Source organism: Streptococcus parasanguinis, assembly GCF_032163505.1.
Taxonomy (GTDB): Bacteria; Bacillota; Bacilli; order Lactobacillales; family Streptococcaceae; genus Streptococcus; species Streptococcus parasanguinis_V.
Map to the genome: position 1 here is coordinate 1,525,264 of NZ_CP134147.1, position 24,585 is coordinate 1,549,848.

Here is a 24,585-nt window from a genome sequence, read left to right on the forward strand (position 1 = left end):
ACAAGAAAAAACAGAGGCTGGAACACGTCCAGGCCTCTATATTCTAATCTTCTTTTGATTTTGTTTCTTCATCTTCCTCGACGATTTCAGAAATTTCAACTTTCACCTTGGTCACACGACCATTTTTTACTTTGTCATTTGTCAAAATGAGGTGTTTCTTTTGACTATCGACTTCACAGCTGAGTCGCTCTTTCAAGGTTGGAATTCGCCCAACCTCTGTCAGATAATACCCTGCAATGGTATCCACATCATCACTTTGCAACTCAACATCAAAATATTCGTTAAAGTCATTTAGTGACATGGCTCCTTGTACGACATAGGTATTGTCCGCAATTTCAAAGACATCAATTTCTGCTTTGTCAGTCTCATCGTCAATTTCACCGACGATTTCTTCCAAGAGGTCTTCAAGAGTAACCAAACCAGACATCCCACCATATTCATCAAGCAGAATGGCCATTTGATTTTGGGTATTGCGCAATTCCTTCAAAAGATCATCCACAAAAATGGTCTCTGGAACAAACAAAGGTTCTTGTAAAATCTTTCTTAAGACAATATTATCAAAGCCATTGATAAATCCTTCGTTCAAGAGACGTTTGGTATGGATGAGGCCGATGACATTGTCCTTGTCATCATCATAGACAGGAATCCGTGAAAAGTTTTGCTTAAGGATACTTTCAATAATTTCTTTGGTATCATCATTGATATCGACCATGAAGGCATCTGTCCGTGGCACCATGACTTCACGCGCTACCATTTCATCTAATGAAAAGATCCCTTGGAGCATCTCAATCTCGTCCGCATCTAGTGTTGCTTCACTATTGGTCAGCATATACTCGATTTCATCCCGCGTCATCTTTTCATCCGGATCATCGAATTCCATTGGCGTGATACGGCTCAAAAGGTTGGTCGATGCTGAAAGCAACCAAACAAAGGGGCTGACAATTTTTCCTAATAGAATCACAATCGGAGCTGTTCGAACAGCCAACTCATCTTTCAAGTTCATAGCGATTCGTTTCGGATAGAGTTCGCCAAACACGATCGAAATATAAGTCAAAAATGCTAGAGATAAAAAGCTTCCAGTTGCAAGAGCCGTTTTAGTATTGCCCATCCATCCAGCAATGACATGTCCAAGGCTATCCGCAAGACTCGCCCCAGATAAGATGGTAATCAAGGTGATCCCCACCTGAATAGTGGATAAGAAATGGTTCGGTTGCTCCAATACGCTAAGAAGACGAATGTATTTTTTATCTCCTTCTTCAGCCTTTTGCTCTACACGAGAGCGATTCAACGATACCATTGACATTTCAGTCGCCGAGAAAAAGGCATTCAACAATGTCAAAACAATCAATAAAATAAATTCCAGTAAAATTTCCTGACTGCCAGGGTCTTCCATGGATAATTTCCTCCAGTATATAATATTGTATATTATACCACAAAATAGGAGAGCCTGCATTCTTCTATAAAATTTTCTTTTTTGACCATCAAAAAATCAGGAACAAGTCCTGATTTTAGTGTTCTGCACTGGTAAAATCATAAAAGAAAGCGTTGAGTTTTTCTACTAACTCAAGGGACGAGAGGCTACTTGTACAGATAAAAGGTTTTCTCTTTAGTTCTGGCATCATAAAGTTGGCGACCACAACATCAGCATCCGAAGCTTCGATATCGTCCACTGTTAGATTGTACTTGATCATCTGTGTGAATTCAAAATTATCCGTACAGTAGAAATCAAGGAAGTCGATCATGGATTTGGCATGGTGGTCATCAAAACGACTGATAATCAAGACCTTAATTGATTTCCGACGGCGCAATAATTGCGGTAAGAGACGCTCCCAGTGTGTGTAGACCGTGTAGATCATGTGTTTGATGATCTCATCATTCAGATCATGCTTCATGGTCTTCATATAAGTGATGATATGCTCCTTCAAATCATCATAGAAGGCTGGGAAGATGCTCATGAAATCTTCGTTGGTATTGGTCTTGGTATCAAATAAGAGAAACTCAGAGAATAATTCCTTCCGATCGAGATGAGACGTGTTATGGACATGCATCAACATCTCATCAAGATTTTCAATGTCTAAATCATAGGTATAGCATAGATCCTTGAACATATCTCTGATGAGCGTCGTTGATTCTTTGGCATAAGGATCTGTTTCTGCAGCTTCGATCAAGCTTTCTGGACTGAAATAGAAATTCTCTTGAATGAAGATGATGAAGAACTGCTCCAGCACTTTTTCATTCAATTCGACACCCAACTGCAAGCTAAAGTAGCGCAACATCTCCTCGACATTGGTCACCCCTTGATAATGGTCCTTATACACATCATAGTTCGTTGGCATGTCAATAAAATAGCCCTGCTTAATCCGTGACAAGTAGACTGTCAAGAGAACTTTATAAGACCTGAGTACTGAGAAGGTCAATGGATAGCCATAGAGCTTGAAGAAGAAGGTGATCAAATCGGTCACAGCCTCTTCCTTAAATTCTGGGAAAGGCCACTCCATATAGTAATAACGTTCCGCAAAATACTGGGCATAGAAGAAACGAACGTCAATCTCATCCCCGACAAGATTCAAGGGTTTCAAATCAATCTTTACATTGTATTTGGTTTGAAGCTTCTGATTAATCGTCCGAATCAAGCGGTAGAAAGATTGGTAACTCAGATCAAACTTTCTGCAAATATATTCATTGGAAACATCCTTGTTGAAGAAAAGATATTCAATCAAGGCGAAGGCTTGTGATTCTTTTAAAAAGTGATGATAGATCACTTCTAGCCCAACCGAATCCTCATAACTGATCTTGATCCCATTGGTAGAGGATTCAATTAAAAAGTCATCAAATGTACTACGAAGATTAGACAAATCTTCTTTTAACGAACGTTCTGTACAATCCAAACGCTTGGCCAACTCTTTTAAGTGGAACCATCTTTTTTCCTTAATCAAGATTTCCAATAATTGCAATTGGCGTCTCTGTTTTTTCGATAAGAGCAGTCTCATCTTTTCCTACCTTTTCATATTTTCTTTCAAAATCACTTATATTTTAACACATTTCATAGCACTTGTTGACTATTTTCCAGCATTTTTTCAAATAAATGTACAAAAAAGACTCCAAGGCCCATATAGGCGCTAGAGTCTATGATTTATTAATGATACCAAATTCTTCTTTTTTCTTCTGCTCCTTAGCAGCACGGTGGTTATCATAAAGATTCACCAAGAATTTTACAATTTCTTTTCCAATCGAATAGACTGGAATCGCAACGACCATCCCGATAATGCCGTAGATATTACTTGAGAGCAATAAGAGAACCATAATGGTAATCGGGTGAACCTTCATCACGCCTCCAACGATACGCGGATAAAGAATATTCCCATCGATCTGCTGGATAATCAACATGTAAATGACTGCTTTGATCATCATATCCATATCTGTGAAGGCATAGGTGATGATCATCGGAATCAAGCCGATGGTTGGTCCTACATATGGAATGAGGTTGGCCAGCCCAGAAAAGATGGCAAAGACCAAAGCGTACTTCAATCCAATAAAACTATAGCCAATGTAGGCTAGGGTTCCAATGATAAAGGCATCGATCGAAATCCCACTAATATAGCGAGAGACCGTTTCATTCAAACTAATCAAGAGGCTTGAAATGTGGAGTTTGTCATTGCGTAAAATGGTCCGCTCCAACATCGGCAATAACTTCTTCCCATCGACCAAGAAATAAACCAAGAAGACAGGGGTCATGATCAAGATAAAGACCGTATTGACAATGGTGTTAACCACACTTCCTAAACTGTTGGTCACACTATTCAAGAGATTTTGTAGGATATCCATATAAGAGAGATTCAACTGCTGAATCGTCGACTGGATATTCACATTCTGGAACAAAGGATTGGTCGAGAGTTTTCGAACCAAACTTTGAACTTCCCAGTAAAGTCCTTGAGTTGAATTGATCAAGCTGGTTAACTGATTAATTAAGATAGGGAGCAGATAAAAGATCCCTAAGCCAATGATCCCAAACAAGAGTACTAAGGTGATCAAAATCCCAAACACACGCTTGATTTTTAAATGTTTTTCCAACAATTCAACAATCGGATTGGTAATGTAATATAAAAAACCTGCAATTAAAAATGGTAAGAGGATGGTATTCAGAACAGATACAAATGGAGAAATTAAAGTCCCCATTGATTTCCAAATATAAAAAATCACCGTCAATAATAAGATCTCACATGTCCAGAATAACAATTTACTATTTCGAAACATTCCTTACCTCCTGTTTTCTATTCTACCATATTTTATGATAGAATAAAGGAGATTTTAATCAAAAGGATGAAGTTATGAATAATTTGATTGAACTACAAGACGTCAATTTGATCCGCAATGGAAAAGCCCTTTTAAAAGAGATTAACTGGCAAGTAAAAGAAAATGAATGTTGGGCGATTTTAGGCTTAAATGGAGCAGGAAAATCGACCCTCCTCAAACTGCTCATGTCTGAATACTGGGCTAGTTCTGGCCAGGTAACGGTCCTTGGAACCCGCTTTGGAGAAGGGGGTATTCCTGAGTTACGTAAGCGTATTGGGATCGTTAGCTCCTTCATTTCAGAAAGACTGCCAGAACATCTTTTGACAGAGCAAATTGTCCTAACTGGTCAATACAAGAGTAGTATCTTATATGCTGCATACGGGGAAGAAGAACTGAACTGGGCACGGGATATGCTAACTTCAATTGGGGCTAGCTCTTTGATCGGCCGCAAATACCGGGAGCTCTCCCAGGGAGAAAAGCAGACCGTTCTCATTGCACGAAGCCTCATGGACCAGCCAGATCTGATCATTTTTGACGAAGCTTCTAGTGGATTGGATCTCTTTGCCAGAGAAAAGCTCCTCCGTCAGATCCATCATATCAAACAACTGGATCACGCGCCTACCACGATCTACGTCACCCACCATGCCGAGGAAATTACAACAGACATGACCCATGTCCTCTTACTCAAACATGGCCAAGTGGTCGAGCAAGGACCAAAGGAAAGCATTTTAACCCCCCATGTCCTTAGCCAGTTTTACGAAGCACCAGTATCCCTCATTGATCTTGGTGACGAGCGACTCTTTGTCAAACCAGAAATCGCACACTGAAAAGAAAATGAATAAAGCAATAAGTGCCAAGATTCTCATCTTAGCACTTCGAGAGTATAGACAAACAGTTCTTCTTTACAAATCTAATAAATTCTATAAGAATAAAAAAATTTATTCGTTAGAATTATTCAATCGTCTACTGAAACTTTCCGCCGTGAGAAAAGTGCCTGAAACTATTAAGTTTCAGGCACTCGGAATTATTGAGACCTTAGGCTCAATAATTAGTCATGGAACTTCGTAGAAGTTCGCTGACGTCCGTACTCACTTAAGGAAAGTTTTTAAGATAACTTTGTCCTCAATCTGAAAAGTGCTAAGATTTTATCTTAGCACTTTTACTTTTATCTATTCCGTGCATACTCGATCAAATCGTATGGAAGCGTATTGGCACTTTCTCTTAGGGAATAGCTTTCTAATTCATTGACATTTTGTCGCATACGGCGCGCTTGCTTAGCGGTAATCAGGTGTTGCGCTTCATATTCAAAAATAATCTTACGCTCCAAATAATAGCCTCTCAACATTTCATCGATATTATTTGGTTTCACGCGATTAATAACCCGCTCCACAAAGGCCCCACTGGTAATAATAGCTGTTTCTCTCAGACGAGATTCTTGGAGGAAAGAGATCAAACTGCTCCGATAAATCCCCTTGAGGTCTTCCAAACTTTCGATGATGATTTCCGTATTGGCCAGATAAAGGGCCGCAATCTGGTCATAATCAATGGCCTCTAACTTGCTTTCCTCTCGGGTCCACCAGTTTCGCAAGCCAGACCCAAAAGTTAAGATCTCATGAACTAATAAACGCAAGAGACGGAAAGACACCAAGAGGTAATAGGTTAAGCGAGACGAAAGATTGCGATTGACACGTTGCTCCATATTGCGAAGATAGCGTTGGTAGACGCGGTAGCCTCGCTCTCGAATCTTCCCTTCTTCATAAGCCTGTTCCAAGCCGTCACTTTCAATACTCAAAATCAGGAGCTTCAACTGTTCCCAGTCCCTTTGAATGAGCCTGTTTTCTTGGCCTAGAATCAAGTTTTCTATGCGGCCATGGTAGTTATCAATCGCCGCATACAAGGGTCCCTTGTGCTTGCTATTCTTTAGGTCTGCTTCTAATTCCATGACGACATCATTTAAAATCGCGATCTGCATCAGGTAGTCATTGGTTTCTTCCTTGTCTTCTGATAATTTTGGAAGTACCACTAAGCCAGCAATAAAGCTGACAAGGGTAACTCCTGCCACTAAAAAGAGTAGGATAGGGTATTCTTTTTCGATCTTGGTTGGAATCAAAAGAATCGTCGCAATCGAAACCGTTCCCTTCACACCCGAAAAGGTCAGCAATAAGGCATCTTTTAGATAATTTCTTAACGATTTTTTTAGTCGAACCGTTCGGAACCAATAAAAGAGGTAAACCATGACAAAACGAATCAAAAAGAGCAAGGCTGTCAACAGAAAGACAGAAAGAACTAAAAGAAGATTATTGTAAATGGGACTACTTAAGATGGGCTTGGAGATCATTTCCAATTCCATTCCTAAGATGACAAAGACCGACCCATTTAAGATAAAGTTGACCGTATTCCAGACAGTATGACTCACAGTATCTACCCGCGCTTCAAGGAGGGTAATGTGCTTAAAGCGACTGGCTTTTAGGATCCCTGACACAACTACTGCAATGATACCAGAGACATGGAGTTCTTCTGCTAGGAAGAAGGTCAACAGTGGGAGACTCAGTTCTAATAACAATTCACTGGCAATATCACTGGCGCGAACACTCAAGAGCAAGGTTTGCAACCACCGGTTCACAAAGGCCGTTAAGATCCCCACTGCAAATCCTCCAATGATGGAGATTCCTAAGGAAATCCCTGCCTCTCCAAGAGAGAAACTTCCGGTCGCAAGAGCTGCCAAGGCCACTCGAAAGGCAACTAGACCTGAGGCATCATTTAGTAACCCTTCGCCTTTTAAGATATTCGAAACCCGCTTTGGAAAGCTAAAGCGCTCAGACAGGGAGGCAAAGGCTACTAAGTCGGTAGGCCCAAGGGCTGCCCCAACTGCCATACAGGCTGCTAAAGGAAGGCTCAGCCACAAGGAGTGAGCTGCCCAGCCCAAACTAATGGTGGAGATAAAAATCACTGGGAAAATCAAATAGAGGATGATCCGCCAGTGCTTTAAGACGGAAGTAATATCTGCTTCTTCTGCTTCTCGAAATAAGAGAGGGCCAATGACCAGCGCCAGAAAGAGCTCGGTATCCAGATGAAAATTTTCTTCTGGCACAAAGAGGGCCCAACCAATCCCTAGTAAAATTTGAATCAAGGGTAGAGGAAGACTTGGCACAAGTTTATTGGTGGCATTTGAGACGATCAAAATCATCGAAAAGATCACTGCATAAAGGAGTAGTTCCATATCACTCCCTCCTTAGCGTTCTTGGCAGCAGGTCTCAAATTGCTGTTTTAACTCCGCAATCTTTTGGTCTGTCTTGGTTACATCCTTGTGCTCAATCTTCTTTTGGCACCGTTCCATCTCAAGCGAAACCAATTTCTTTTTTATTTTGAGCATCTTTTTGGTCATATGAGCTTCATCATAAAAACCTATTGCACGCTCGTGGATGGTTGATTCGACAAAATGATGTCTCAATCCTTCGATTTTATTCTTTAAATATTCTTTATCCATGACGGTAGCTTTCTAATTTTTCGATCATGACCAAAAACGGTGGCTGATTCACTTGATTCAGTGTCCGGTAGATGGTCGCTGTATAGTCTTTTTGAGGAAGCTGACTAACAAAGTCCAGCACTGCATCACGCTCGATGTCTCCTCCCTCATGACCATAATAGATCATAATAGCCATTCGCCCACCTTTTTCTAGGCGAGCACAGATTTTCTCCATCGCTTCAATCGTGGTAGCAGGAAGAGTAATGACCGACTTATCTGCAGATGGCAGATACCCCAGATTAAAAATAGCTGCTTTGAGGGTCTCCACATATTGGTCCACATGCTGGTGGCCATCCAAAATCAACCGGACATGTTGAAGACCCAACTTTTCCAATCGTTCTCGGGTATTTACAAGTGCTTGTTCTTGAATATCAAAGGCATAGACCTGGCCTGCAAGTTGGGCTAAAAAGGCCGTATCATGTCCATTTCCCATGGTCGCATCCACCACCACATCTTCTTTGGTGATGACTTCTGCTAAAAATTGATGGGCCATTTCAAGTGGTCGAAGCATCAGCAGTCTCCTTTTCTTCTAGCTTACATCCTTGGGTACTTCCACGCCGACGCATTTCAGTTTCAATGGCGTTTAGGACTTCCCATTTGTTGAGGCTCCACATAGGGCCAATCAACATATCCCTTGGCGCGTCCCCTGTAATCCGGTGGATGACAATGTGTTTGGGGATGATCTCCAACTGGTCACAGATGACCTTGACATACTCCTCCTGGCTCATGAGTTGAAGTCGTCCTTCATGATAGTCCCGTTGCATCCGTGTATTGGTCATCAAATGCAAGAGGTGTAACTTGATGCCATCAATTTCATTATCGGTCACACAACGGCGAACATTTTCCACCATCATCTCATGCGTCTCCCCAGGAAGGCCATTGATCAAATGGGATACGATCTCTGCCTTGGGGACCCGTTTGCGAATACGCTTGACTGTTTCAACATAGAGATCATAACTATGGGCCCGATTGATCAATTCAGAAGTCGCTTCATAAGTCGTCTGAAGCCCCAACTCGATCGTCACATGCATGCGCTCTGTCAGCTCTGCTAGGTAGGCTAAGGTCTCATCTGGTAAACAGTCCGGACGCGTACCAATGTTGATTCCTACCACTCCTGGTTCATTGATGGCCTGTTCATACCGCTCTCGAATGACTTCCACTTTATCGTGGGTATTGGTGAAATTTTGAAAATAGACCAGGTACTTCTTCACATCTGGCCATTTCCGATGCATAAAATCAATCTCTTTGTAAAACTGTTCTCGAATCGGAGCTTCTGGGGCCACAATGGCATCTCCTGAACCCGAGACCGTACAAAAAGTACAGCCACCATGGGCGACTGTTCCGTCTCGATTGGGACAATCAAAGCCTGCATCAATAGGGACTTTAAAAGTCTTTTCTCCAAATAGGGTTCGATAATAATCATTCAAGGTATTGTAGGATTTCATACCCTTCATTATAGCAAAAAAAGAGTCGAACTCAAAACGCGAGTTCAACTCCTAGTTGTTAGATGCTTATTTTTGCTTCCCTGTAAAGCGCCATTGAAATCGCAAGCGATCATACAAGGGATACTCAAACTGTAAGACAGCGAGACCCAAAATCATACTGCCGAGAACGTCTGATGGGTAGTGGACCCCGACATAAACGCGGGAAACCACAATGGTCACGATTCCCAGAACCAGCAAGCCTTGAAGGCAATAGCGGGCTGTTTTATTTTTTACATGTTGGCTGATGATGATGATCAAACTTCCCAAAACAAGGGTAGACGCCAGTGAATGACCACTCGGGAAAGAAAAGCCTTTTTCCTCTACTAGATAAAGAATACTTGGTCTCGGTCTCTGGTAGATATTCTTTAGAAGAAGCACCAAAAGAGCAGTCAATACCAGATTGCTCCCAAGGAAGAGGGCCTCACTGTACCACTTCTTATAGGCAAATGCCGCTAGCAGAAGACCCACCCAGATGACAATGATCTTAGTATCCATGACATGGGTCACCTTGGTAAAGAAGGCCGTCAGTGTTGCAGGCAGATCGCCTCGAATAGCAGATTGAATTGTGCTATCAAAGCCTGTTAATTGTTGCGGGTAAAAGCGAATCACATACCCAAGAATGACAAAAATGAGAAGGGCGAAGCTTGCCTTCGCCCAATGTTGTTGTTTATTTTTCATATTTTTTCAAAATCGGTTGCAATAAGGTATAGATCAACCCAAATGCGATGGCCCAAATCACCCCTTCGATCAGGTTAAACGGTGCAACCATTGCGGCTAAATAGTGGACAAGACCTAGTGTTTTCGAAATATCATAGTTCATAAAACGAGCATACAAAGGGATTGCATAGACATAGTTCACCAATACCATCGTAATACTCAAGCTGATCGTTCCAACAATCGTTGCCAGGACAAATCGACCATGGGTCCGTTCCTTGTTCCAAATCCATGCAAAAGCAAGAACAAAAACAAGAACTCCAATGATATTGATTGGTAATCCGATCAAGGTTTCAAGCCCCTTATTATTAAGGGCTAATTTAAGGACAGATCGGATCAAGGTCACCCAAAAGGCACTTTTAAAATCCAACAGGACCAAGGCCAACAAAATGGCGATGATACTCAAATCAATTTTGAAGAAATCTATCAAGAAAGAAAATTGATAGAACATCAAAATAAAAGATAAAGCGGATAAAACAGCCACTAGGGTCAGTTTACGTGTATTTGTCATAACAGGTTCCTCCAATTTTTTAAAAATTAGAGAAGCTGGAAAGACGTCTACCCCATCATTCTACTCTAAACTATTTAAACAAAGCTTAAACTAGAAACTATTCTAGTTACTTTAGCTGGTCTCCATCGAAACATGCCGTTAGTCCGTCTTAGACTCCAACGTACTATTCCCATGCATCAGCTCTAAACAGATCAGAATAGCTGTCAGTCTATTCGTCTCTCGTCTTCTCCCATCCAGACTATACTGTCGGTTGTGGAGTCACACCACATCAGCTTGCGCTCGCGGACTTCTTTTAGAGTATGGAAAAGAACATTTCCTAGTAAAAGTCACCGCCGGTCGGGAATTACACCCTGCCCTGAAGACCCTTTTATGATAACAAAAAAAACTTGCCTAGGCAAGTTTTTGTAACGTCATGGATTACATCGTTCGGGTTTTAATTTTCGTTCTTATTTGAGCTTGTCGTGCTCATAACGATGGCTCAACTCCAGCCCCTTAAAGCCCTGCTGGCGGAGAGCCTCATAGACAATCATGCAGACGGTATTGGAGACATTTAAACTACGGACATGCTCGTCATTCATCGGAATGCGAATAGCCTTCTCTTCGTGCTGGCGCATAAATTCTTCCGGCAATCCTTTATCTTCACGTCCAAACAAGAAATAATGGGACTTCCCATCCTGATAAGAAACGTCCGAATAGGTCTGATTTGCAAACTTGGACACTAGGTGTACCTGACCGTCGCGCGCCGCTTCCATAAACTCTTCTAGGCTATCATAAAAACGGACATCCAGCTTGTCCCAATAATCGAGTCCTGCTCGCTTCATTTTGCGATCATCGATCGGAAAAGCCATGGGGCGAATGATATGTAAGGGGGAATTGGTCGCCGCACAAGTCCGTGCAATATTTCCCGTATTTTGTGGAATCTGAGGTTGGAACAAGACGATGTGGTTTTGAGCTGCTGACTCTTGGTAGTCCAGTTCTTCAATATTCATACTCGATCTCTTTCTGATAAAAAAATAGCCACACTGCCCGGAGTCAAGCTCAGCAAACAGCGTGGTTACAGCTTCATTAACTTAACTCACAACAGGTTTGAGGTAAATCAACGAAGGTACTTTCTAAGTATATCACTTTTGAAGCTCCTGTCAATAGTTTTTTTAGATTTTTTTAAGAAACTTTATCAAAGTTTTCAATCCCTCCTAGCTCTACTCTTTTGACGATTTCTCCTACTTGTTCTTAGCTTCTCAAAATTCCACCAGAAAATCCTTAAAAAAGATGAATTTTTCTTGAAAATAGAGTATGATAGAAGCATACTCTGGAGGTATTCTATGAAAATTATTGTTGTTGGTGGAGGAAAGGTCGGAACGGCCCTTTGTCGTTCTCTCGTTGCTGAAAACCACAATGTTATTTTGATCGAAAAAGACGAATCCGTTCTTAACCATATTACCAAACGGTTTGATATCATTGGAATTTTAGGAAATGGGGCAAACTTCAAGATCTTGGAGCAAGCAGATGTTGAAGACTGCGACATCTTCATTTCCATGACCGAGTACGATGAAGTGAATATGATCTCTGCTGTTTTGGCTAAAAAAATGGGAGCCAAAGAGACTATCGTTCGGGTGCGGAATCCGGAATATTCCAATTCCTACTTCAAGGAAAAAAATATCTTGGGCTTCTCCCTAGTTGTCAATCCGGAATTGCTGACAGCTCGCTATATTGCCAATATCATTGACTTCCCAAATGCCCTTTCTGTGGAGCATTTTGCCAATGGCCGAGTTGCCTTGATGGAATTTAAAATCAAGCCAGATAGCAATCTCTGCAATATGAGTCTATCCCAATTCCGGAAGAAATACGGAAATGTCATTGTTTGTGCAATCGAGCGTGGCAACGAACTCACCATTCCAAACGGAGACTTTGTCTTGCAACCTCAAGACAAGATTTTCGTAACAGGTAATCGGATCGAGGTCGTTCTCTTCCACAACAATGTTCGCCCTCAGGTCATTAAGAGCATGATGATCATTGGTGCTGGGAAAATTGCCTATTACCTACTCAACATTCTTCAAGATGTGCGCCGCAAGATCGATCTCAAGGTCTTAGAGGTCAATCGCGAACGGGCGGAATTCTTTAGTCAGGAATTTCCTGATCTCTATGTCGTCCATGGAGACGGAACTGCTAAAGACATTCTTTTAGAAGAGAGTGCCAATAACTTCGATGCTGTGGCTACTTTGACAGGGGTCGATGAAGAAAACATCATCACCTCCATGTTCTTAAATTCTGTCGGAGTCAAAAAGAACATTACCAAGGTCAACCGAACTAGTCTGTTGGAGATCATTGGCGATCAAGATATGACCAGTATCGTTACGCCAAAACGCATCGCTGTAGATACCATTATGCACTTTATTCGTGGACGCTACAATGCACAGTTCTCAAACCTAGAAGCCTTGCATCATGTCGCAAACGGCCGGATTGAAACCTTGCAGTTCCAAATTAAGGAAGACAATAAACTAACCCAATATCCCCTCTCTGAATTGAAATTGAAAAAAGGCGTCTTGATCGCTGCCATTATTCGAGACGGCAAGGCTATTTTCCCAAATGGAGATGACCGTTTGATGGTAGGAGATCGGATTATCGTAACCACCTTGATTCAAAATGTCACAAAAATCTACGATCTACTTGAGAGGTAAGCCATATGAATAGAAGCATGATTCGTTACCTCTTGTCCAAACTCCTCTTAATCGAAGCTGGTCTTCTGATCGTTCCTTTAGTGGTAGCTGCCATCTATCAGGAACCTGCCAAGGTCTTTGTCTCTATTGGGGCAACCATGGCCATCTTACTTGGGCTGGGGCTACTTGGTAGTTTTCACAAACCAAAGGACTTTCACATTTATGCTAAAGAAGGAGTCCTGATTGTAGCACTTTGTTGGATCCTATGGTCCTTCTTTGGTGCCCTTCCCTTTGTCTTTTCGGGCCAAATTCCAAACATTATCGATGCCTTCTTTGAAGTCAGCTCCGGCTTTACAACAACAGGGGCAACGATTTTAGACGATGTGGGAGTCCTCAGCCACTCTCTCCTCTTTTGGCGTAGTTTTACCCACTTGATAGGTGGGATGGGAGTATTGGTCTTTGCCCTTGCGATTATGGACAACAACAAGAACAGCCACCTTGAAGTCATGAAGGCAGAGGTTCCTGGTCCAGTGTTTGGCAAGGTCGTTTCCAAATTAAAAAACACAGCTCAAATTCTCTACTTCTTGTACTTGGGTTTGTTCTTCCTCTTTGTGGTTCTTTATTTCCTTGCCGACATGCCCCTGTATGATAGTTTTGTCATCGCCATGGGGACGGCTGGTACTGGGGGCTTTACTGTCTTTAACGATGGGATCGCCCACTACAATAGTAGTTTGATCACCTATTTGGTCAGTATCGGGGTCTTAGTCTTCGGGGTTAACTTTAACCTCTACTACTTCCTCATGATTCGAAAATTCAAGGCCTTCTTTAAAGATGAGGAATTGCGGACCTACATTACTATTGTAATCCTATCTAGCGTATTGATTGCCTACAATTGCCTTCACCTTTATGCTAATGTTGCGAAGAGTTTTGAAATTTCATTCTTCCAAGTTTCCAATATCATCACCACCACCGGTTTTGGTTATGGAACGACGGAAAAATGGCCTCTCTTTTCTCAGTTCATCCTCTTGATGCTGATGGTCATCGGTGGTTCTGCTGGATCGACCGCTGGGGGGCTTAAAGTCATTCGGTGCTTGACCTTATGGCGAATCGCAAAAAATCAGGTTCTTTCGACCTTGTCTCCGAATCGCGTTCTAACCTTGCATGTCAATGGTACGGTATTGGATAAGGATACACAGCATCAGATCCTCAAGTACTTTACAATATACAGTTTTATCACAATCGGCCTACTCTTTGTAGTCAGTCTAGACAATAATAACTTCATGACGGTTGTCAGTGCTGTCTTTAGTTGTTTCAACAACATTGGACCTATGATTGGAACAGGTCAAACCTTCTCCATCTTTAGTCCGATTTCAAAACTCTTACTTTCCTTAGCCATGATTGCCGGACGACTTGAAATCTATCCAATGATTCTTCTCTTCCTCCCTAAAACGTGGTCTAAACGCTGATAGACAACTCTAGTACAAAATCAACACCCTTAGAAAAATAATTTCTAAGGGTGTTTCTGTTTATTTGCGATCGGCCTATTTTGATTCTTCATTTCGCTTCAGACTAAAATGGTCTGGCAAGGGGTCTGGTCCTGCTTTGGTTCCAGGATGACAACGTAGAATCCTTGCGATCCCCATCAAGACACCTTTCACACCAAAACGTTCAATCGCTTGGATCATATAATTGGAACAGGTCGGTTGAAAGCGACAAGATGGCGGAAATAGGGGAGAGATCCATTTTTGATAGCCTCTGACCAGCGCAATCAGGATTGTTTTCATGCTTTTTTAGATTTAGTCACTGCTAGATTGTGCAGCTGGCTGATTTCTTTTTTGCTCAAGCGACGGTATTCACCCGGACGTAGTCCTGAGACATCTAGGTTTCCAAACTGGGTTCGGGAGAGTTTGTCCACTAAAAGTCCTACAGCTTCAAACATCTTTTTGACCTGGTGGTTGCGCCCTTCATGAATGGTCAACTGAACCACTGAACGGTTCTTTTCAACATCCACTTTTAAGATCTCGTAAGTCGCTGGCTTGGTTTTCTTGCCATCAATGGTCACCCCTCGTGTTAAGGGACGCAAGTTTTCCTTATTGGCAATCCCTTTGACACGCGCCACATAGACCTTATCAATCTCATTACGTGGGTGAATCATCTCATCTGTAAAATCACCATCATTGGTCAAAATCAAGACACCAGATGTATCCCAGTCCAAACGTCCTACTGGATAGATGCGCTCTGGCACTTGAGATAAAAGGTCAACGACTGTTGTCCGCCCTTTATCATCAGATACACTAGAGATGACGCCACGTGGCTTATTTAAAAGATAGTAGACCTTTTCTTCGTTATAGATTGGAGTCCCCTCTACTTCAACCTGATCACCGGTCTTAATAATGGTCGCTAATTCACGCACAACTTGGCCATTTACTGTAACCAAGCCTTGCTTGATCAGTTCTTCGGCCTTGCGACGACTAGCCACGCCTGCATGGGCAATATATTTGTTAATTCTCATCTAGTTCCTCTGTTCTCTCTGAAAATAATTGACCTTCCTCTGGATCGATGTCCACTTCCTCAACCTTTGGTAATTCCTCCAAATGATTGATCCCCATATAATCCAAAAAATACTCCGTCGTGACATACAAATTGGGGCGCCCGAGGACTTCTTTTTTCCCATCCTCTCGGATCAGATCAAATGACAGTAGTTTGGTAATGGCACCGCTGGAATTGACACCCCGAATATCATCGACCTCCACACGGGTGATCGGTTGCTTATAAGCAATGATTGATAAGGTTTCGAGGGCAGCCCGAGACAAACTTTGGTTCATGGGCGTTCTAGAATAGTCTCGTAAAACCGAAGCGTAGTCTGCCTTTGTCACCAATTTATAACGGGAAGCTGTCTCCATCAAACACAGACTGGTATCTGTGTCCTCCTGGTATTTTTGGCTTAATTTTTCTAAACTTTGCACCACACCTGTCGGAGGTAAAGAGAGAAGGTCTGCGATTTGTCTGGCAGTAATTCCTTCTTCACCCGCTACAAATAAGAGTGCTTCAATTTCAGCTAATTTGCTCATGTTCAATCCTATTTAAGTAAATTTCTCCAAAAGCCCTATCCTGGATCACCGTTACTTCTTGAATCTTGATCAATTCAAGGGTTGCAAGAAATAGAGTAATGACCTCTTGGAGATCCGTTGCTTCTAGAAACAAGTCCTGCAAGAGAACTTGTGAGCGATCGTGGAATCGGTGACGCAGCTGGTCCATCAGATCCTCAATCTTGTATTCATCCTTTACAATGGTTGTATGGTTCTGGCGGAATTCTTCTTTTTTCTTGGTCAATAGTTTTGAGAAAGCCAAGAAGAGATCCACCGTGGTGCGATCATGGAGTAATTCGGTATCGTCATAAATCAATTCCATCTTTGGTTTTGAATAATAGAGGGCGCGCTCCTCATGCTGTGAGGCCATCAACTCTCCTAATTGCTTGTAAGTACGGTACTCTTCCAATTGAGAAAGGAGGTCCTGCTCGAGATCCTCTGCTTCATCCATCTCCTCTGCAACCTTAGGAAGAAGTCTTCGACTCTTGATCAAGGTTAGTTGACTAGCCATCAGCATGTATTCTCCTGCTACCTCTAGTTTCATAGCCTGGAGGGTCGCCAGATAAGCCAGATACTGTTCGATCACCTCAATCAAGGGGACCTCATAAATATCCATCTGGTATTTAGAGACCAAGTGGAGCAAGAGGTCCAAAGGCCCTTCAAAATCTTTAATTTTAATATCCATTATTTATATTTTTCTAATGTCACCATGGTTTTTAGGCCCAATTCACGCGCAATACTAAAAAGATCCACACCGAGTTCTCGTTGTTTCAAAATATACTGCTCACGAATCGATTGTGCCGAAAGGTCTTGATTCCCTTTTTCGATCAAGAAGGCTTCTAATTGTCGAAATCCCCACTGACGGGAGTAGGATTTTCCTTTATTATCAAAGAGATAAATACCATCTAGGAAGAGTTGCAACTCATCCAGTAAAGGCTCTGGAACTTTTAAAACCCGTTTTTGGCCATCTTTGCCCACTCGAATGACATGAAAGTCCAGCTGAATATCTTCGACTTTGACTTGGAGGATCTCACTTGGCAATAAGCCCATCTCCAGAATCAACAAGGCCATCAAGCGTCCCTGTGGGTTAGTTGATTCTTCCCAAAAATGGGTCAGATCCAACAATTCCCGATCATGGGTCTTGGCCGGTTGAATTTTAGGCAAGACCAAACGATGGTATTCAGAAATAAAGCGTTCTTGATACAAATAATATAAAAATTGGTTGACGGCGGATAATTTTCGTTTTTGAACCGCCGGTTTAAAATCTTTAATCGAAGCTTGGTAAATTCTCAAATTCGTCTGCGTCACTTTCCCATGGATCGACTCAATAAACTGGTCCAAATCATAGAAATAGGCTGACTGAGAATTTTCACTTAATTCTTTTTGATCAATAAAACTTGCAATAAATTCTTTCATTTTGGAATCATCTCGTATTCATTTGAAAAATCATGCAGGAGCGAATTGATGGCTTTAAGAATCGATTTCCGTGTAATAATCCCTTGGAAATAGCCTTCTTCATCCACCACCGAAAGGAAGGAGTCATCCACCAACTTGTGAAGAACTTCTGTCAAATTGAAGTCTAAGCCGATGACCCCGACCTCCTTCTTTGCAACGTCTACGATATCCATCGAGGCAAAAGTCTCCTCAGGAATCTCATGTTTCAATTGATAAGATAGAATATCCGTTAGGGAGATCGTCCCCACAAACTTGCGTTCATCCGTCACTACCGGAATACGACTATAGCTAATCTGGCTCAACAACAAGACAGCATGGTCTACATTGTGGTTATCAATCAAGACCGCTAAATTTTTGGCTGGAGTTAAGAACGTCTCTTCCTGCGCCAGCAAGAAACGTTCAAATTCCTTTGCTATCATCTGCTAAACTCCTTTGTCAATTCAGGATACAACTCATGATCTCGCGTATAATACTCTACCTTGTAATGAGAATCATCTATCTCAATTTTAGCATAGAGACACTCTCGAATCAGACCGCGTGGCTGACTGATCGATCCAGGATTCACAAAGAGGGTTCTTCCTTCCTTCCAAGCATCTGGGATATGAAGGTGGCCGTAAAGACAGATATCTGCTTCTTCCTCTTGGGCCCACAGATCCAATTTTTGAAAACTAAAATTGATCTGGAAGAGATGCCCATGGGTCTGGATGATTCGTGTTGGCCCTAGTTGGGTCACCAAGCGTTCTGGATAGCCATCATAAAAATCCATGTTTCCTTGGACAACGTGAATCCCTTCCCAGACAGGATCATCACTTTTTAGTTCAGAATCCCCATTGTGAAAGATTCCATCGACCTTGCCTAGATATTTTTCTTTAATTGCTTCAACAATGGAGCGGTCTCCATGCGAGTCACTCATCACGATGATTGTTTGATTTGCCATGATGGAAATACCTCCAATAACTTTTTAACAGCTAAAGCACGATGCGATTGTGTATTTTTTTCTTCAAGTGTTAATTCAGCGGCAGCACGGCCCGTTTCCCCAACTAAGAAGAGTGGATCATAGCCAAACCCATTTTCTCCTTTAGGCTCAAAATTAATATACCCTGGCCAATCAGCTTCCACCACTAGGCTTTCCTTGCCTGGTCTTGCAACCACCAAGGTCGTATGGAACTGGGCTGAACGGTCTTTCAAGTCAAAAACCATAGCCAATTCGTGCAACAATTTCGCATTATTCTCTGCATCTGTCGCACCAACTCCCGCAAAGCGAGCGGACCAAACTCCTGGTAAGCCTCCCAAGATATCTACCTTCAAACCTGAATCATCCGCTAAGACTGTTTTCCCAGTTAGCTCTGCGATGGTTTCAGCTTTTAGGCGGGCATTCTCCTCAAAGGTCATCCCTGTTTCTTCGACTTCTGGAAGCTCTGGATACTGATTGAGGTTTTCCACTTCAAAGCCTAGCTTTTCAAACATATTGCGGAATTCTTTGGTTTTTCCCTCATTTCGAGTCGCAATGAGAATCGTATCTTTGACCTTGTCTTGACCCAAGAAGGCTTCCAAATCCAGCCCATCACTTGGCAAATGCAAATAGAGCAATTTCCCTTTTTCAACCAAGAGCAAGGCTCCTTGACGCTGTACGATCTCAAAAGCTCTTCCCTTGACTTCATTCAAGATTTCAGTCAAAAAGGTTAGGAAACGAAAGGCTGAACCATAGCGCATCACCGATAGATTAAGCGGAAATCCTTCAGGATCCTTGGCAAAGAGAAGTTCCAGCTGGTCTAACAGAGTGGAAGCTTCCGCAGGAACTTGACTAAATTGATTGTAGTCTGCATCTTCTCCCCATTGGGCAATATACCAATCTTGGGAATCTTTGTATTCAAATAGTTTGTCACTCATAAATTTACATGCTCCACATTCACTGAACGTTCTAGCCATTTTTCGGCAATCGCTGCAAAGCTATTGGCATTTGCAGTGGTATAAAAGCGGTGGGTCTGCTCTAAGAGTTCGCGGCTCTTATTGAGCTCAAAATAGTTTAATAAGACGGAAATATCCCGAACACACTCCGCTCCACTATCAATCAATTTGACATCCGGTCCCATCACATTTTGAATAATCGGTTTTAACAGGGGATAATGGGTACATCCCAAGACCAAGGTATCAACCTTTCCAACTAGTGGTTTTAGGGTTTCGTAAACCACCTTTTTGGTCACACTGGATGCCAACTCGTTGGATTCCACTAAAGGAACAAACTTGGGACAAGCTAAACTGCTGACTTTCATATCTGGTGCCAGACTTTGAATCTTCTCTTTATAAATTCCAGAAGAAACCGTCATCGGTGTCCCAATGACCCCAATTTTTTGATGGGTCGTCGATTTAATGGCTGCAGAAGCTCCGGGCAATATAACTCCCAAAACGGGAATATCAAGTTTCTCCTTGACTTCTTCCCAAACCACTGCAGTCGCTGTATTACAGGCTAAGACAATCATCTTGACATTTTTGGTCAGAAGGAAGTTCACCATCTGCCAAGTATACTCGCGAATTTGGTCTGCTGGTCTAGGACCATAAGGTGCACGCGCTGAATCTCCAATATAGACGACATCTTCGTGAGGAAGCTGACGGAGCAATTCGCGGACAACAGTCAAGCCCCCTACTCCAGAATCTAAAAAACCAATCGGTCGGTTATCCATATCTCTTCCTTCCAAAAGGAGGGACTAAGAAATTCCTCCAAGCCCCTCTCATTTATTATTGTGAGATTGCCCCACTCTTATTTTTTCTTGTTTTTCGCCATTGCTGATTTTTGTTGGTTCACAATTTGGCGATAGACTTGTTGAACTTTTGCTTCGCTTGGACGTTGGCCACTCGCACCTAAAAGCGTACGGACTGCTTCAATATTCAAACGTGGGTTTGATGCAAATTCTTTTTCAAATTGACGACGAAGCAAGAACATTCCTGCAATCATCCCACCAAAGAAAGCTAAAATAATCAACAAAATTCCTAAAAAGAGATTCATACAATTTTCTCCGATCCATTATTTTTACATAACTATCATTATATCAGACAATCGCTTATTTTTCAATGTCAAAGCCGTAGAGTGTCGCAAGATAATCTTCTGGTTTTTCTGCTCGACGAATCAAACGGGCATGCCCATCTTCTTGAAGCAAAACTTCTGCCGAACGCAACTTGGCATTGTACTGGTACCCCATTGAAAAGCCATGGGCTCCAGTGTCATGGATCACAAGTAAATCTCCAATCTCCGTCACGGGTAGTTCTCGTTGTTTGGCAAATTTATCGTTATTTTCACAGAGACTTCCCACTACATCGACCACTTCAGTCGGTTCCTCTGGACGATCCATATTGGTGATATGGTGATAAGCACCGTACATAGCAGGTCTAAGAAGATTCACCGCTGAAGCATCGACGCCCACATAGGTCCGGTAGGTTTTCTTTTTATGAGTAACTCTGGTTACCAGGAGGCCGTGTGAAGCTAGCATAAAGCGACCAAGCTCGGTATAGATTTTCACATTACCAAGTCCTGCCGGTTTGAGAATCTCATCAAAAACGCGTTGCACACCTTCCCCAATAATGGCAATATCATTTGGTTCTTGTTCTGGTTTGTAATTGACCCCAACTCCACCAGAAAGGTTGATGAAGCCCAAGTGGACACCTGTTTTCTCGACGACTTCTACTGCCAATTCAAAAAGTTGACGCGCTAACTCTGGATAGTAGTCGTTGGATACAGTATTAGAAGCCAATAAAGCGTGAATACCAAACTCTTCCACACCTAGTTCTTTCAACTCGATAAAGGCTTGGATCAATTGCTCCTTGGTCATTCCAAACTTGGCTTCTTCAGGATTGTCCATAATATCGGTTCCCAGTTCAAAAACTCCACCAGGATTATAGCGGCAAGAAATAACCTTGGGGATGCTGGTCACAGACTTCAAGAAAGCAATGTCTTCATAGGCGTCCAGATTGATAGTTGCCCCTAATTCTCTCGCATAGACAAATTCATCAGCTGGCGTGTTGTTAGAAGAAAACATGATTTCTTTCCCACTAAAGCCCAGTTTATCCGCCATTAACAATTCCACGTAGCTGGCCGTGTCGACTCCACAGCCCTCTTCTTGCAAAATTTTTAGGATCGATGGGTTAGGAGTCGCCTTGATGGCAAAGTATTCCTTAAATCCTTCATTCCAAGCAAAAGCTTGATGGAGGGCACGAGCCGTTTCACGAATTCCTGCTTCATCATAGAGATGGAAAGGGGTAGGAAATTCTTGGGTCAGACTTTCTAATTGTTCACGGGTTACAAAAGGTGTTTTCATAAGCGCTCATTTCTATTCTTTAGTCACTATTAGTATAGCACAAGTCGGAAGACAAAAAAAGCCGAGGCAACTGCCCCAGCTCAAGCTCTCTTTGATTAGTCGTTTCTTCCGAAGATACGAAGAAGGCTGATAAAGAGGTTGATAAAGTCAAGATAAAGTTCCAAAGCCATTGCTACTGCCCAACCTGTAGCAGGTTGACCATTTGTTTGATCATAGACATAGCGAATCTTTTGGTTATCCCAAGCTGTCAATCCTGCAAAGAGGAAGACAGAGATGATACTCAAGATATAGTCCATTCCAGAACTTCTCAAGAACATGTTCACAACAGAAGCGATGATCACACCGATCAAGACTCCCATCAAGGCACGTCCCATTCCAGACAGGTCCTTTTTCACGACGCGTCCGATAGCTCCCATGACAATAAACATCAAGGCACTGACCAAGAAAGCCTTATAGACAGTTGCTTGCATGTAGCGAGCAATGATAAAGCTCAAGGTAAAGCCATTCAAAGCTGAGTAGATCAAGAAGATCGGAAGAGCAGACGGGCTATTTTTAACAGCCTTCCCACTTGCAACAAAGACCAAGATCAATTCTACAACCACTGCTGCATAGTAAACCATTGGTGCGGTTGTCAAGATTTGAACGAAGAAATCTTGAAAGACCGTCATCATAAGACCAGAGACAAGGGCTGAAATCCCAACACCGATCCCAACTAATGAGTAGATTTTGTTATAAAAAGCATTCAATCCACTTTGTTCTTGGATTACTGAATCATTATACATATAAACAAGTTCCTTTCAAATTTGTTTACTATGATTTTAACATTTTTCGATGAAAAAATCTCCTTTTGGCCATCTTTTTACGCCAAGGTTCTGAAGCTTCCTTAACAGCCCAGTATTTATCCACCATAGTCACCACAAAAGATTCTTTGTAGCGAGGCGGGGCAAGGGTAGCACCCCACATATGTTTAATAATGATGTCTTCTTCCTTAGCATTGAGATCTGTGATCTTTCGTGCATTTCTCACGGCAATGCGGGGATGGATCCAGGCGTGACTTTTCGTAAACTTGGTCTCGCGCCAATCATAGTAAAAGAGGTCATGCAAGAGGCCACCCCGAGCCGTACTTTTGGCATCCCAACCAAATTTTTTAGCCAGTTTATAACTGGTATAGCTCACATGAATGGAATGCTCCAAACGATTGGAATGAATATGGTGGGGAATGTCGGCTAATTTTTGAACCTTAGGATGCTGGATCAGATGGCCTACATAGGTCATGTATTCTTTGTCACGATGATATTGCATAAGATAACCACCTTTCGTTGATAAGCTCTCCCAATAAGATCTCCATCAACTTCTTCTTACAGGTTAAGTATACTTCTTTTTCTCAAAATTTCCTTAAAGAAAACATCAAAATTCCTGCTGCCACTGCAACATTTAAACTCTCTGCCCGACCTGGCATGGGAATATGAACCAGCTGGTCTGCTTGTGCCGCCATTTCCTGGCTGATGCCATTTCCTTCATTCCCCATAACCAGGATAAACTGATCGGTCTGAGAAAGCTGACGGTAGTCAATGGAAGCTTCTGAAAGCGTCGTTGCGAGAACTGCTAGATGAGAGTGCGCAGCTCGCTCCAATAGTTCTTCTCGATCCAGTTTCCAGATAGGAATATGGAAATGACTGCCCTGCATGGATCGAAGGGTCTTGAGACTGTATAGATCAGCGGAGGCTTTCGAAAGCATGACGCCATCAAAACCTGCTGCATCTGCTGTTCGAATCATCGTCCCTACATTGCCAGGATCCTGTACATCCTCCAAATAGAGGAATCGCCCTTGTAGCTGATCCGGAAGCTCTGGCTGCTCTAGAAGAATCTCTGCGACAATCCCTTGAGGAGTCTTCGAATCTGCCAAGAGGCTTAAGATCTCCGGAGTCACGATAGTGACTTTTTGGATGTCCTCTACCCGGTCTAAATAGGCTTCTAAAACAAAGACCTGCCGAATCTTCGCATGATTTTCTACTGCCTCTTCAAACAGATGCCAGCCTTCAATGAGATAAGAATCTGTCCGGTATTTTTTTTGATGTAATTTTTTTGCATTTTTGATTACATTATTGGATTTAGACGTTATAATATTCATAGAACTATTATAGCACAAAGAAAAAGAAGAAATCATACCTCAGATAGATTTCTTCGAGTCAAGGAGGTCGCACATGCAAAAGGTAAAAATGATTGCCCAAGGACGGGTTCAAGGGGTTGGCTTTCGCTGGGGAGTCTACAGTCTTGCTTTAGAGATCGGTGGGATCACTGGCCGTGTCTGGAATAATGACGACGGAACAGTTGGCATTCTGGCCCAGGCAGAGTCTAGTAGCCAAATGGCCAAATTCATCCAAGAAATTCGCAAAGGTCCTACGCCTTTTGCGCATGTGACTTATTTAGATGTTACGCTCGCAAACTTTGAAAACTATACAGACTTCAAAATTGCAAATTAAGACTAGAGAACTATTGTGTATTTTCAAAAAAAACAGTAGAATAGAAAGGTAACATTAAAAAAA

General features: G+C 42.2%; 28 protein-coding genes and 1 riboswitch. Of the genes, 4 read left to right on the forward strand and 24 right to left on the reverse strand.

The features are described from left to right. Window positions 1-43 precede the first annotated feature (43 nt). From RIN70_RS07690 to RIN70_RS07700, 3 genes are all read right to left on the reverse strand, one after another. Window positions 44-1,393 (reverse strand): hemolysin family protein, encoded by a 1,350-nt coding sequence (locus RIN70_RS07690; protein WP_125826901.1) that lies wholly within the window; start codon window positions 1,391-1,393, stop codon window positions 44-46. A gap of 115 nt (window positions 1,394-1,508) precedes the next feature. After that, window positions 1,509-2,990: an AcpB/EbpR/MafR family transcriptional regulator gene (locus tag RIN70_RS07695; RefSeq protein ID WP_155170060.1), complete on the reverse strand. Its 1,482-nt coding sequence runs from the start codon at window positions 2,988-2,990 to the stop codon at window positions 1,509-1,511. 136 nt (window positions 2,991-3,126) lie between these two features. Next, window positions 3,127-4,254, reverse strand: coding sequence for an AI-2E family transporter (locus RIN70_RS07700; RefSeq protein ID WP_003008322.1), 1,128 nt, complete (start codon window positions 4,252-4,254; stop codon window positions 3,127-3,129). Window positions 4,255-4,328: 74 nt separating this feature from the next. On the opposite strand from RIN70_RS07700, the gene RIN70_RS07705 reads away from it, so the two are divergent. Further along, window positions 4,329-5,120, forward strand: a complete 792-nt coding sequence (locus tag RIN70_RS07705) for an ABC transporter ATP-binding protein (RefSeq protein WP_155170062.1) — start codon at window positions 4,329-4,331, stop codon at window positions 5,118-5,120. Between the two features lie 338 nt (window positions 5,121-5,458). On the opposite strand, the gene RIN70_RS07710 is transcribed toward RIN70_RS07705, so the two are convergent. The 7 genes from RIN70_RS07710 to trmL form a co-directional block, all read right to left on the reverse strand. Beyond that, a complete protein-coding gene (locus tag RIN70_RS07710; protein WP_195623402.1) occupies window positions 5,459-7,513 on the reverse strand; it encodes a cation:proton antiporter in 2,055 nt (684 codons plus the stop codon). Window positions 7,514-7,525: 12 nt separating this feature from the next. Further along, complete coding sequence (locus tag RIN70_RS07715) at window positions 7,526-7,780, reverse strand: hypothetical protein (RefSeq protein ID WP_023918874.1); 255 nt, start codon at window positions 7,778-7,780, stop codon at window positions 7,526-7,528. Next, window positions 7,773-8,330 carry a tRNA 5-(aminomethyl)-2-thiouridylate-methyltransferase MnmM gene (locus RIN70_RS07720; RefSeq protein ID WP_125826897.1) on the reverse strand — a complete coding sequence of 186 codons (558 nt, stop codon included), beginning with the start codon at window positions 8,328-8,330 and terminating at the stop codon, window positions 7,773-7,775. The genes RIN70_RS07715 and RIN70_RS07720 overlap by 8 nt, the downstream gene beginning before the upstream one ends. Beyond that, entirely contained in the window at window positions 8,314-9,273 is a 960-nt protein-coding gene (locus RIN70_RS07725; protein ID WP_195623401.1) for a tRNA modification radical SAM protein MnmL/YtqA, read from the reverse strand. The genes RIN70_RS07720 and RIN70_RS07725 overlap by 17 nt, the downstream gene beginning before the upstream one ends. Before the next feature lie 57 nt (window positions 9,274-9,330). Next, a complete protein-coding gene (locus RIN70_RS07730; protein WP_195623400.1) occupies window positions 9,331-9,981 on the reverse strand; it encodes a phosphatase PAP2 family protein in 651 nt (216 codons plus the stop codon). Next, a complete protein-coding gene (locus tag RIN70_RS07735; protein WP_324250312.1) occupies window positions 9,971-10,543 on the reverse strand; it encodes an ECF transporter S component in 573 nt (190 codons plus the stop codon). The genes RIN70_RS07730 and RIN70_RS07735 overlap by 11 nt, the downstream gene beginning before the upstream one ends. A gap of 202 nt (window positions 10,544-10,745) precedes the next feature. Further along, window positions 10,746-10,895: riboswitch (FMN riboswitch) on the reverse strand. Window positions 10,896-10,974: 79 nt separating this feature from the next. Then, window positions 10,975-11,517: a tRNA (uridine(34)/cytosine(34)/5-carboxymethylaminomethyluridine(34)-2'-O)-methyltransferase TrmL gene (gene trmL / locus RIN70_RS07740; protein ID WP_021153698.1), complete on the reverse strand. Its 543-nt coding sequence runs from the start codon at window positions 11,515-11,517 to the stop codon at window positions 10,975-10,977. A gap of 333 nt (window positions 11,518-11,850) precedes the next feature. Here trmL and trkA point away from each other — a divergent pair, with 333 nt between their 5' ends. Next, window positions 11,851-13,206: a Trk system potassium transporter TrkA gene (gene trkA / locus RIN70_RS07745; RefSeq protein WP_195623399.1), complete on the forward strand. Its 1,356-nt coding sequence runs from the start codon at window positions 11,851-11,853 to the stop codon at window positions 13,204-13,206. Window positions 13,207-13,211: 5 nt separating this feature from the next. Beyond that, on the forward strand, window positions 13,212-14,651 hold the full coding sequence (locus RIN70_RS07750; protein WP_195623398.1) for a TrkH family potassium uptake protein: 1,440 nt from the start codon (window positions 13,212-13,214) through the stop codon (window positions 14,649-14,651). Window positions 14,652-14,726: 75 nt separating this feature from the next. Here RIN70_RS07750 and yidD read toward each other — a convergent pair whose 3' ends face one another. The 14 genes from yidD to RIN70_RS07820 all read right to left on the reverse strand — a co-directional run bounded on the left by yidD (window position 14,727) and on the right by RIN70_RS07820 (window position 24,170). Further along, a complete protein-coding gene (yidD, locus tag RIN70_RS07755; protein ID WP_049486129.1) occupies window positions 14,727-14,969 on the reverse strand; it encodes a membrane protein insertion efficiency factor YidD in 243 nt (80 codons plus the stop codon). Beyond that, window positions 14,966-15,697 carry a pseudouridine synthase gene (locus tag RIN70_RS07760; RefSeq protein WP_129299044.1) on the reverse strand — a complete coding sequence of 244 codons (732 nt, stop codon included), beginning with the start codon at window positions 15,695-15,697 and terminating at the stop codon, window positions 14,966-14,968. Before RIN70_RS07760 ends, yidD begins: the two co-directional genes overlap by 4 nt. Further along, complete coding sequence (gene scpB, locus RIN70_RS07765) at window positions 15,687-16,256, reverse strand: SMC-Scp complex subunit ScpB (RefSeq protein ID WP_009731504.1); 570 nt, start codon at window positions 16,254-16,256, stop codon at window positions 15,687-15,689. The genes RIN70_RS07760 and scpB overlap by 11 nt, the downstream gene beginning before the upstream one ends. Further along, on the reverse strand, window positions 16,240-16,959 hold the full coding sequence (locus tag RIN70_RS07770; protein WP_049514899.1) for a segregation/condensation protein A: 720 nt from the start codon (window positions 16,957-16,959) through the stop codon (window positions 16,240-16,242). Before RIN70_RS07770 ends, scpB begins: the two co-directional genes overlap by 17 nt. After that, entirely contained in the window at window positions 16,959-17,690 is a 732-nt protein-coding gene (gene xerD, locus RIN70_RS07775) for a site-specific tyrosine recombinase XerD (protein ID WP_195623397.1), read from the reverse strand. Before xerD ends, RIN70_RS07770 begins: the two co-directional genes overlap by 1 nt. Then, on the reverse strand, window positions 17,687-18,148 hold the full coding sequence (cbpB, locus tag RIN70_RS07780) for a cyclic-di-AMP-binding protein CbpB (protein WP_195623396.1): 462 nt from the start codon (window positions 18,146-18,148) through the stop codon (window positions 17,687-17,689). Before cbpB ends, xerD begins: the two co-directional genes overlap by 4 nt. Beyond that, a complete protein-coding gene (locus tag RIN70_RS07785) occupies window positions 18,145-18,666 on the reverse strand; it encodes a metallophosphoesterase (protein ID WP_195623395.1) in 522 nt (173 codons plus the stop codon). The genes cbpB and RIN70_RS07785 overlap by 4 nt, the downstream gene beginning before the upstream one ends. Beyond that, window positions 18,642-19,619, reverse strand: coding sequence for a nucleoside-triphosphate diphosphatase (locus tag RIN70_RS07790; RefSeq protein WP_195623394.1), 978 nt, complete (start codon window positions 19,617-19,619; stop codon window positions 18,642-18,644). The genes RIN70_RS07785 and RIN70_RS07790 overlap by 25 nt, the downstream gene beginning before the upstream one ends. Beyond that, window positions 19,616-20,410: a glutamate racemase gene (racE, locus tag RIN70_RS07795; protein ID WP_313790514.1), complete on the reverse strand. Its 795-nt coding sequence runs from the start codon at window positions 20,408-20,410 to the stop codon at window positions 19,616-19,618. The genes RIN70_RS07790 and racE overlap by 4 nt, the downstream gene beginning before the upstream one ends. A gap of 77 nt (window positions 20,411-20,487) precedes the next feature. Further along, window positions 20,488-20,733 (reverse strand): YneF family protein, encoded by a 246-nt coding sequence (locus RIN70_RS07800; RefSeq protein WP_155170082.1) that lies wholly within the window; start codon window positions 20,731-20,733, stop codon window positions 20,488-20,490. A gap of 55 nt (window positions 20,734-20,788) precedes the next feature. After that, on the reverse strand, window positions 20,789-22,039 hold the full coding sequence (locus RIN70_RS07805) for a diaminopimelate decarboxylase (protein ID WP_045759765.1): 1,251 nt from the start codon (window positions 22,037-22,039) through the stop codon (window positions 20,789-20,791). Window positions 22,040-22,134: 95 nt separating this feature from the next. Beyond that, window positions 22,135-22,821 carry a Bax inhibitor-1/YccA family protein gene (locus RIN70_RS07810; protein ID WP_003008369.1) on the reverse strand — a complete coding sequence of 229 codons (687 nt, stop codon included), beginning with the start codon at window positions 22,819-22,821 and terminating at the stop codon, window positions 22,135-22,137. A 28-nt stretch (window positions 22,822-22,849) separates the two neighbouring features. Continuing rightward, window positions 22,850-23,341 carry an HDIG domain-containing metalloprotein gene (locus RIN70_RS07815; RefSeq protein WP_003005617.1) on the reverse strand — a complete coding sequence of 164 codons (492 nt, stop codon included), beginning with the start codon at window positions 23,339-23,341 and terminating at the stop codon, window positions 22,850-22,852. Window positions 23,342-23,423: 82 nt separating this feature from the next. Beyond that, complete coding sequence (locus tag RIN70_RS07820) at window positions 23,424-24,170, reverse strand: TrmH family RNA methyltransferase (protein WP_049523730.1); 747 nt, start codon at window positions 24,168-24,170, stop codon at window positions 23,424-23,426. A 73-nt stretch (window positions 24,171-24,243) separates the two neighbouring features. Between RIN70_RS07820 and RIN70_RS07825 the strand changes: the two genes are divergently transcribed. Next, on the forward strand, window positions 24,244-24,522 hold the full coding sequence (locus RIN70_RS07825; protein ID WP_023918900.1) for an acylphosphatase: 279 nt from the start codon (window positions 24,244-24,246) through the stop codon (window positions 24,520-24,522). Window positions 24,523-24,585: the final 63 nt, after the last annotated feature.

Bases quoted from the DNA above. Each gene is read 5' to 3' on its own strand.
- RIN70_RS07690 (WP_125826901.1), bottom strand. From the start codon at position 1,393: ATGGAAGACCCTGGCAGTCAGGAAATTTTACTGGAATTTATTTTATTG.
- RIN70_RS07695 (WP_155170060.1), bottom strand. From the start codon at position 2,990: ATGAGACTGCTCTTATCGAAAAAACAGAGACGCCAATTGCAATTATTG.
- RIN70_RS07700 (WP_003008322.1), bottom strand. From the start codon at position 4,254: ATGTTTCGAAATAGTAAATTGTTATTCTGGACATGTGAGATCTTATTA.
- RIN70_RS07705 (WP_155170062.1), top strand. From the start codon at position 4,329: ATGAATAATTTGATTGAACTACAAGACGTCAATTTGATCCGCAATGGA.
- RIN70_RS07710 (WP_195623402.1), bottom strand. From the start codon at position 7,513: ATGGAACTACTCCTTTATGCAGTGATCTTTTCGATGATTTTGATCGTC.
- RIN70_RS07715 (WP_023918874.1), bottom strand. From the start codon at position 7,780: ATGGATAAAGAATATTTAAAGAATAAAATCGAAGGATTGAGACATCAT.
- RIN70_RS07720 (WP_125826897.1), bottom strand. From the start codon at position 8,330: ATGCTTCGACCACTTGAAATGGCCCATCAATTTTTAGCAGAAGTCATC.
- RIN70_RS07725 (WP_195623401.1), bottom strand. From the start codon at position 9,273: ATGAAGGGTATGAAATCCTACAATACCTTGAATGATTATTATCGAACC.
- RIN70_RS07730 (WP_195623400.1), bottom strand. From the start codon at position 9,981: ATGAAAAATAAACAACAACATTGGGCGAAGGCAAGCTTCGCCCTTCTC.
- trmL (WP_021153698.1), bottom strand. From the start codon at position 11,517: ATGAATATTGAAGAACTGGACTACCAAGAGTCAGCAGCTCAAAACCAC.
- trkA (WP_195623399.1), top strand. From the start codon at position 11,851: ATGAAAATTATTGTTGTTGGTGGAGGAAAGGTCGGAACGGCCCTTTGT.
- RIN70_RS07750 (WP_195623398.1), top strand. From the start codon at position 13,212: ATGAATAGAAGCATGATTCGTTACCTCTTGTCCAAACTCCTCTTAATC.
- yidD (WP_049486129.1), bottom strand. From the start codon at position 14,969: ATGAAAACAATCCTGATTGCGCTGGTCAGAGGCTATCAAAAATGGATC.
- RIN70_RS07760 (WP_129299044.1), bottom strand. From the start codon at position 15,697: ATGAGAATTAACAAATATATTGCCCATGCAGGCGTGGCTAGTCGTCGC.
- scpB (WP_009731504.1), bottom strand. From the start codon at position 16,256: ATGAGCAAATTAGCTGAAATTGAAGCACTCTTATTTGTAGCGGGTGAA.
- RIN70_RS07770 (WP_049514899.1), bottom strand. From the start codon at position 16,959: ATGGATATTAAAATTAAAGATTTTGAAGGGCCTTTGGACCTCTTGCTC.
- xerD (WP_195623397.1), bottom strand. From the start codon at position 17,690: ATGAAAGAATTTATTGCAAGTTTTATTGATCAAAAAGAATTAAGTGAA.
- cbpB (WP_195623396.1), bottom strand. From the start codon at position 18,148: ATGATAGCAAAGGAATTTGAACGTTTCTTGCTGGCGCAGGAAGAGACG.
- RIN70_RS07785 (WP_195623395.1), bottom strand. From the start codon at position 18,666: ATGGCAAATCAAACAATCATCGTGATGAGTGACTCGCATGGAGACCGC.
- RIN70_RS07790 (WP_195623394.1), bottom strand. From the start codon at position 19,619: ATGAGTGACAAACTATTTGAATACAAAGATTCCCAAGATTGGTATATT.
- racE (WP_313790514.1), bottom strand. From the start codon at position 20,410: ATGGATAACCGACCGATTGGTTTTTTAGATTCTGGAGTAGGGGGCTTG.
- RIN70_RS07800 (WP_155170082.1), bottom strand. From the start codon at position 20,733: ATGAATCTCTTTTTAGGAATTTTGTTGATTATTTTAGCTTTCTTTGGT.
- RIN70_RS07805 (WP_045759765.1), bottom strand. From the start codon at position 22,039: ATGAAAACACCTTTTGTAACCCGTGAACAATTAGAAAGTCTGACCCAA.
- RIN70_RS07810 (WP_003008369.1), bottom strand. From the start codon at position 22,821: ATGTATAATGATTCAGTAATCCAAGAACAAAGTGGATTGAATGCTTTT.
- RIN70_RS07815 (WP_003005617.1), bottom strand. From the start codon at position 23,341: ATGCAATATCATCGTGACAAAGAATACATGACCTATGTAGGCCATCTG.
- RIN70_RS07820 (WP_049523730.1), bottom strand. From the start codon at position 24,170: ATGAATATTATAACGTCTAAATCCAATAATGTAATCAAAAATGCAAAA.
- RIN70_RS07825 (WP_023918900.1), top strand. From the start codon at position 24,244: ATGCAAAAGGTAAAAATGATTGCCCAAGGACGGGTTCAAGGGGTTGGC.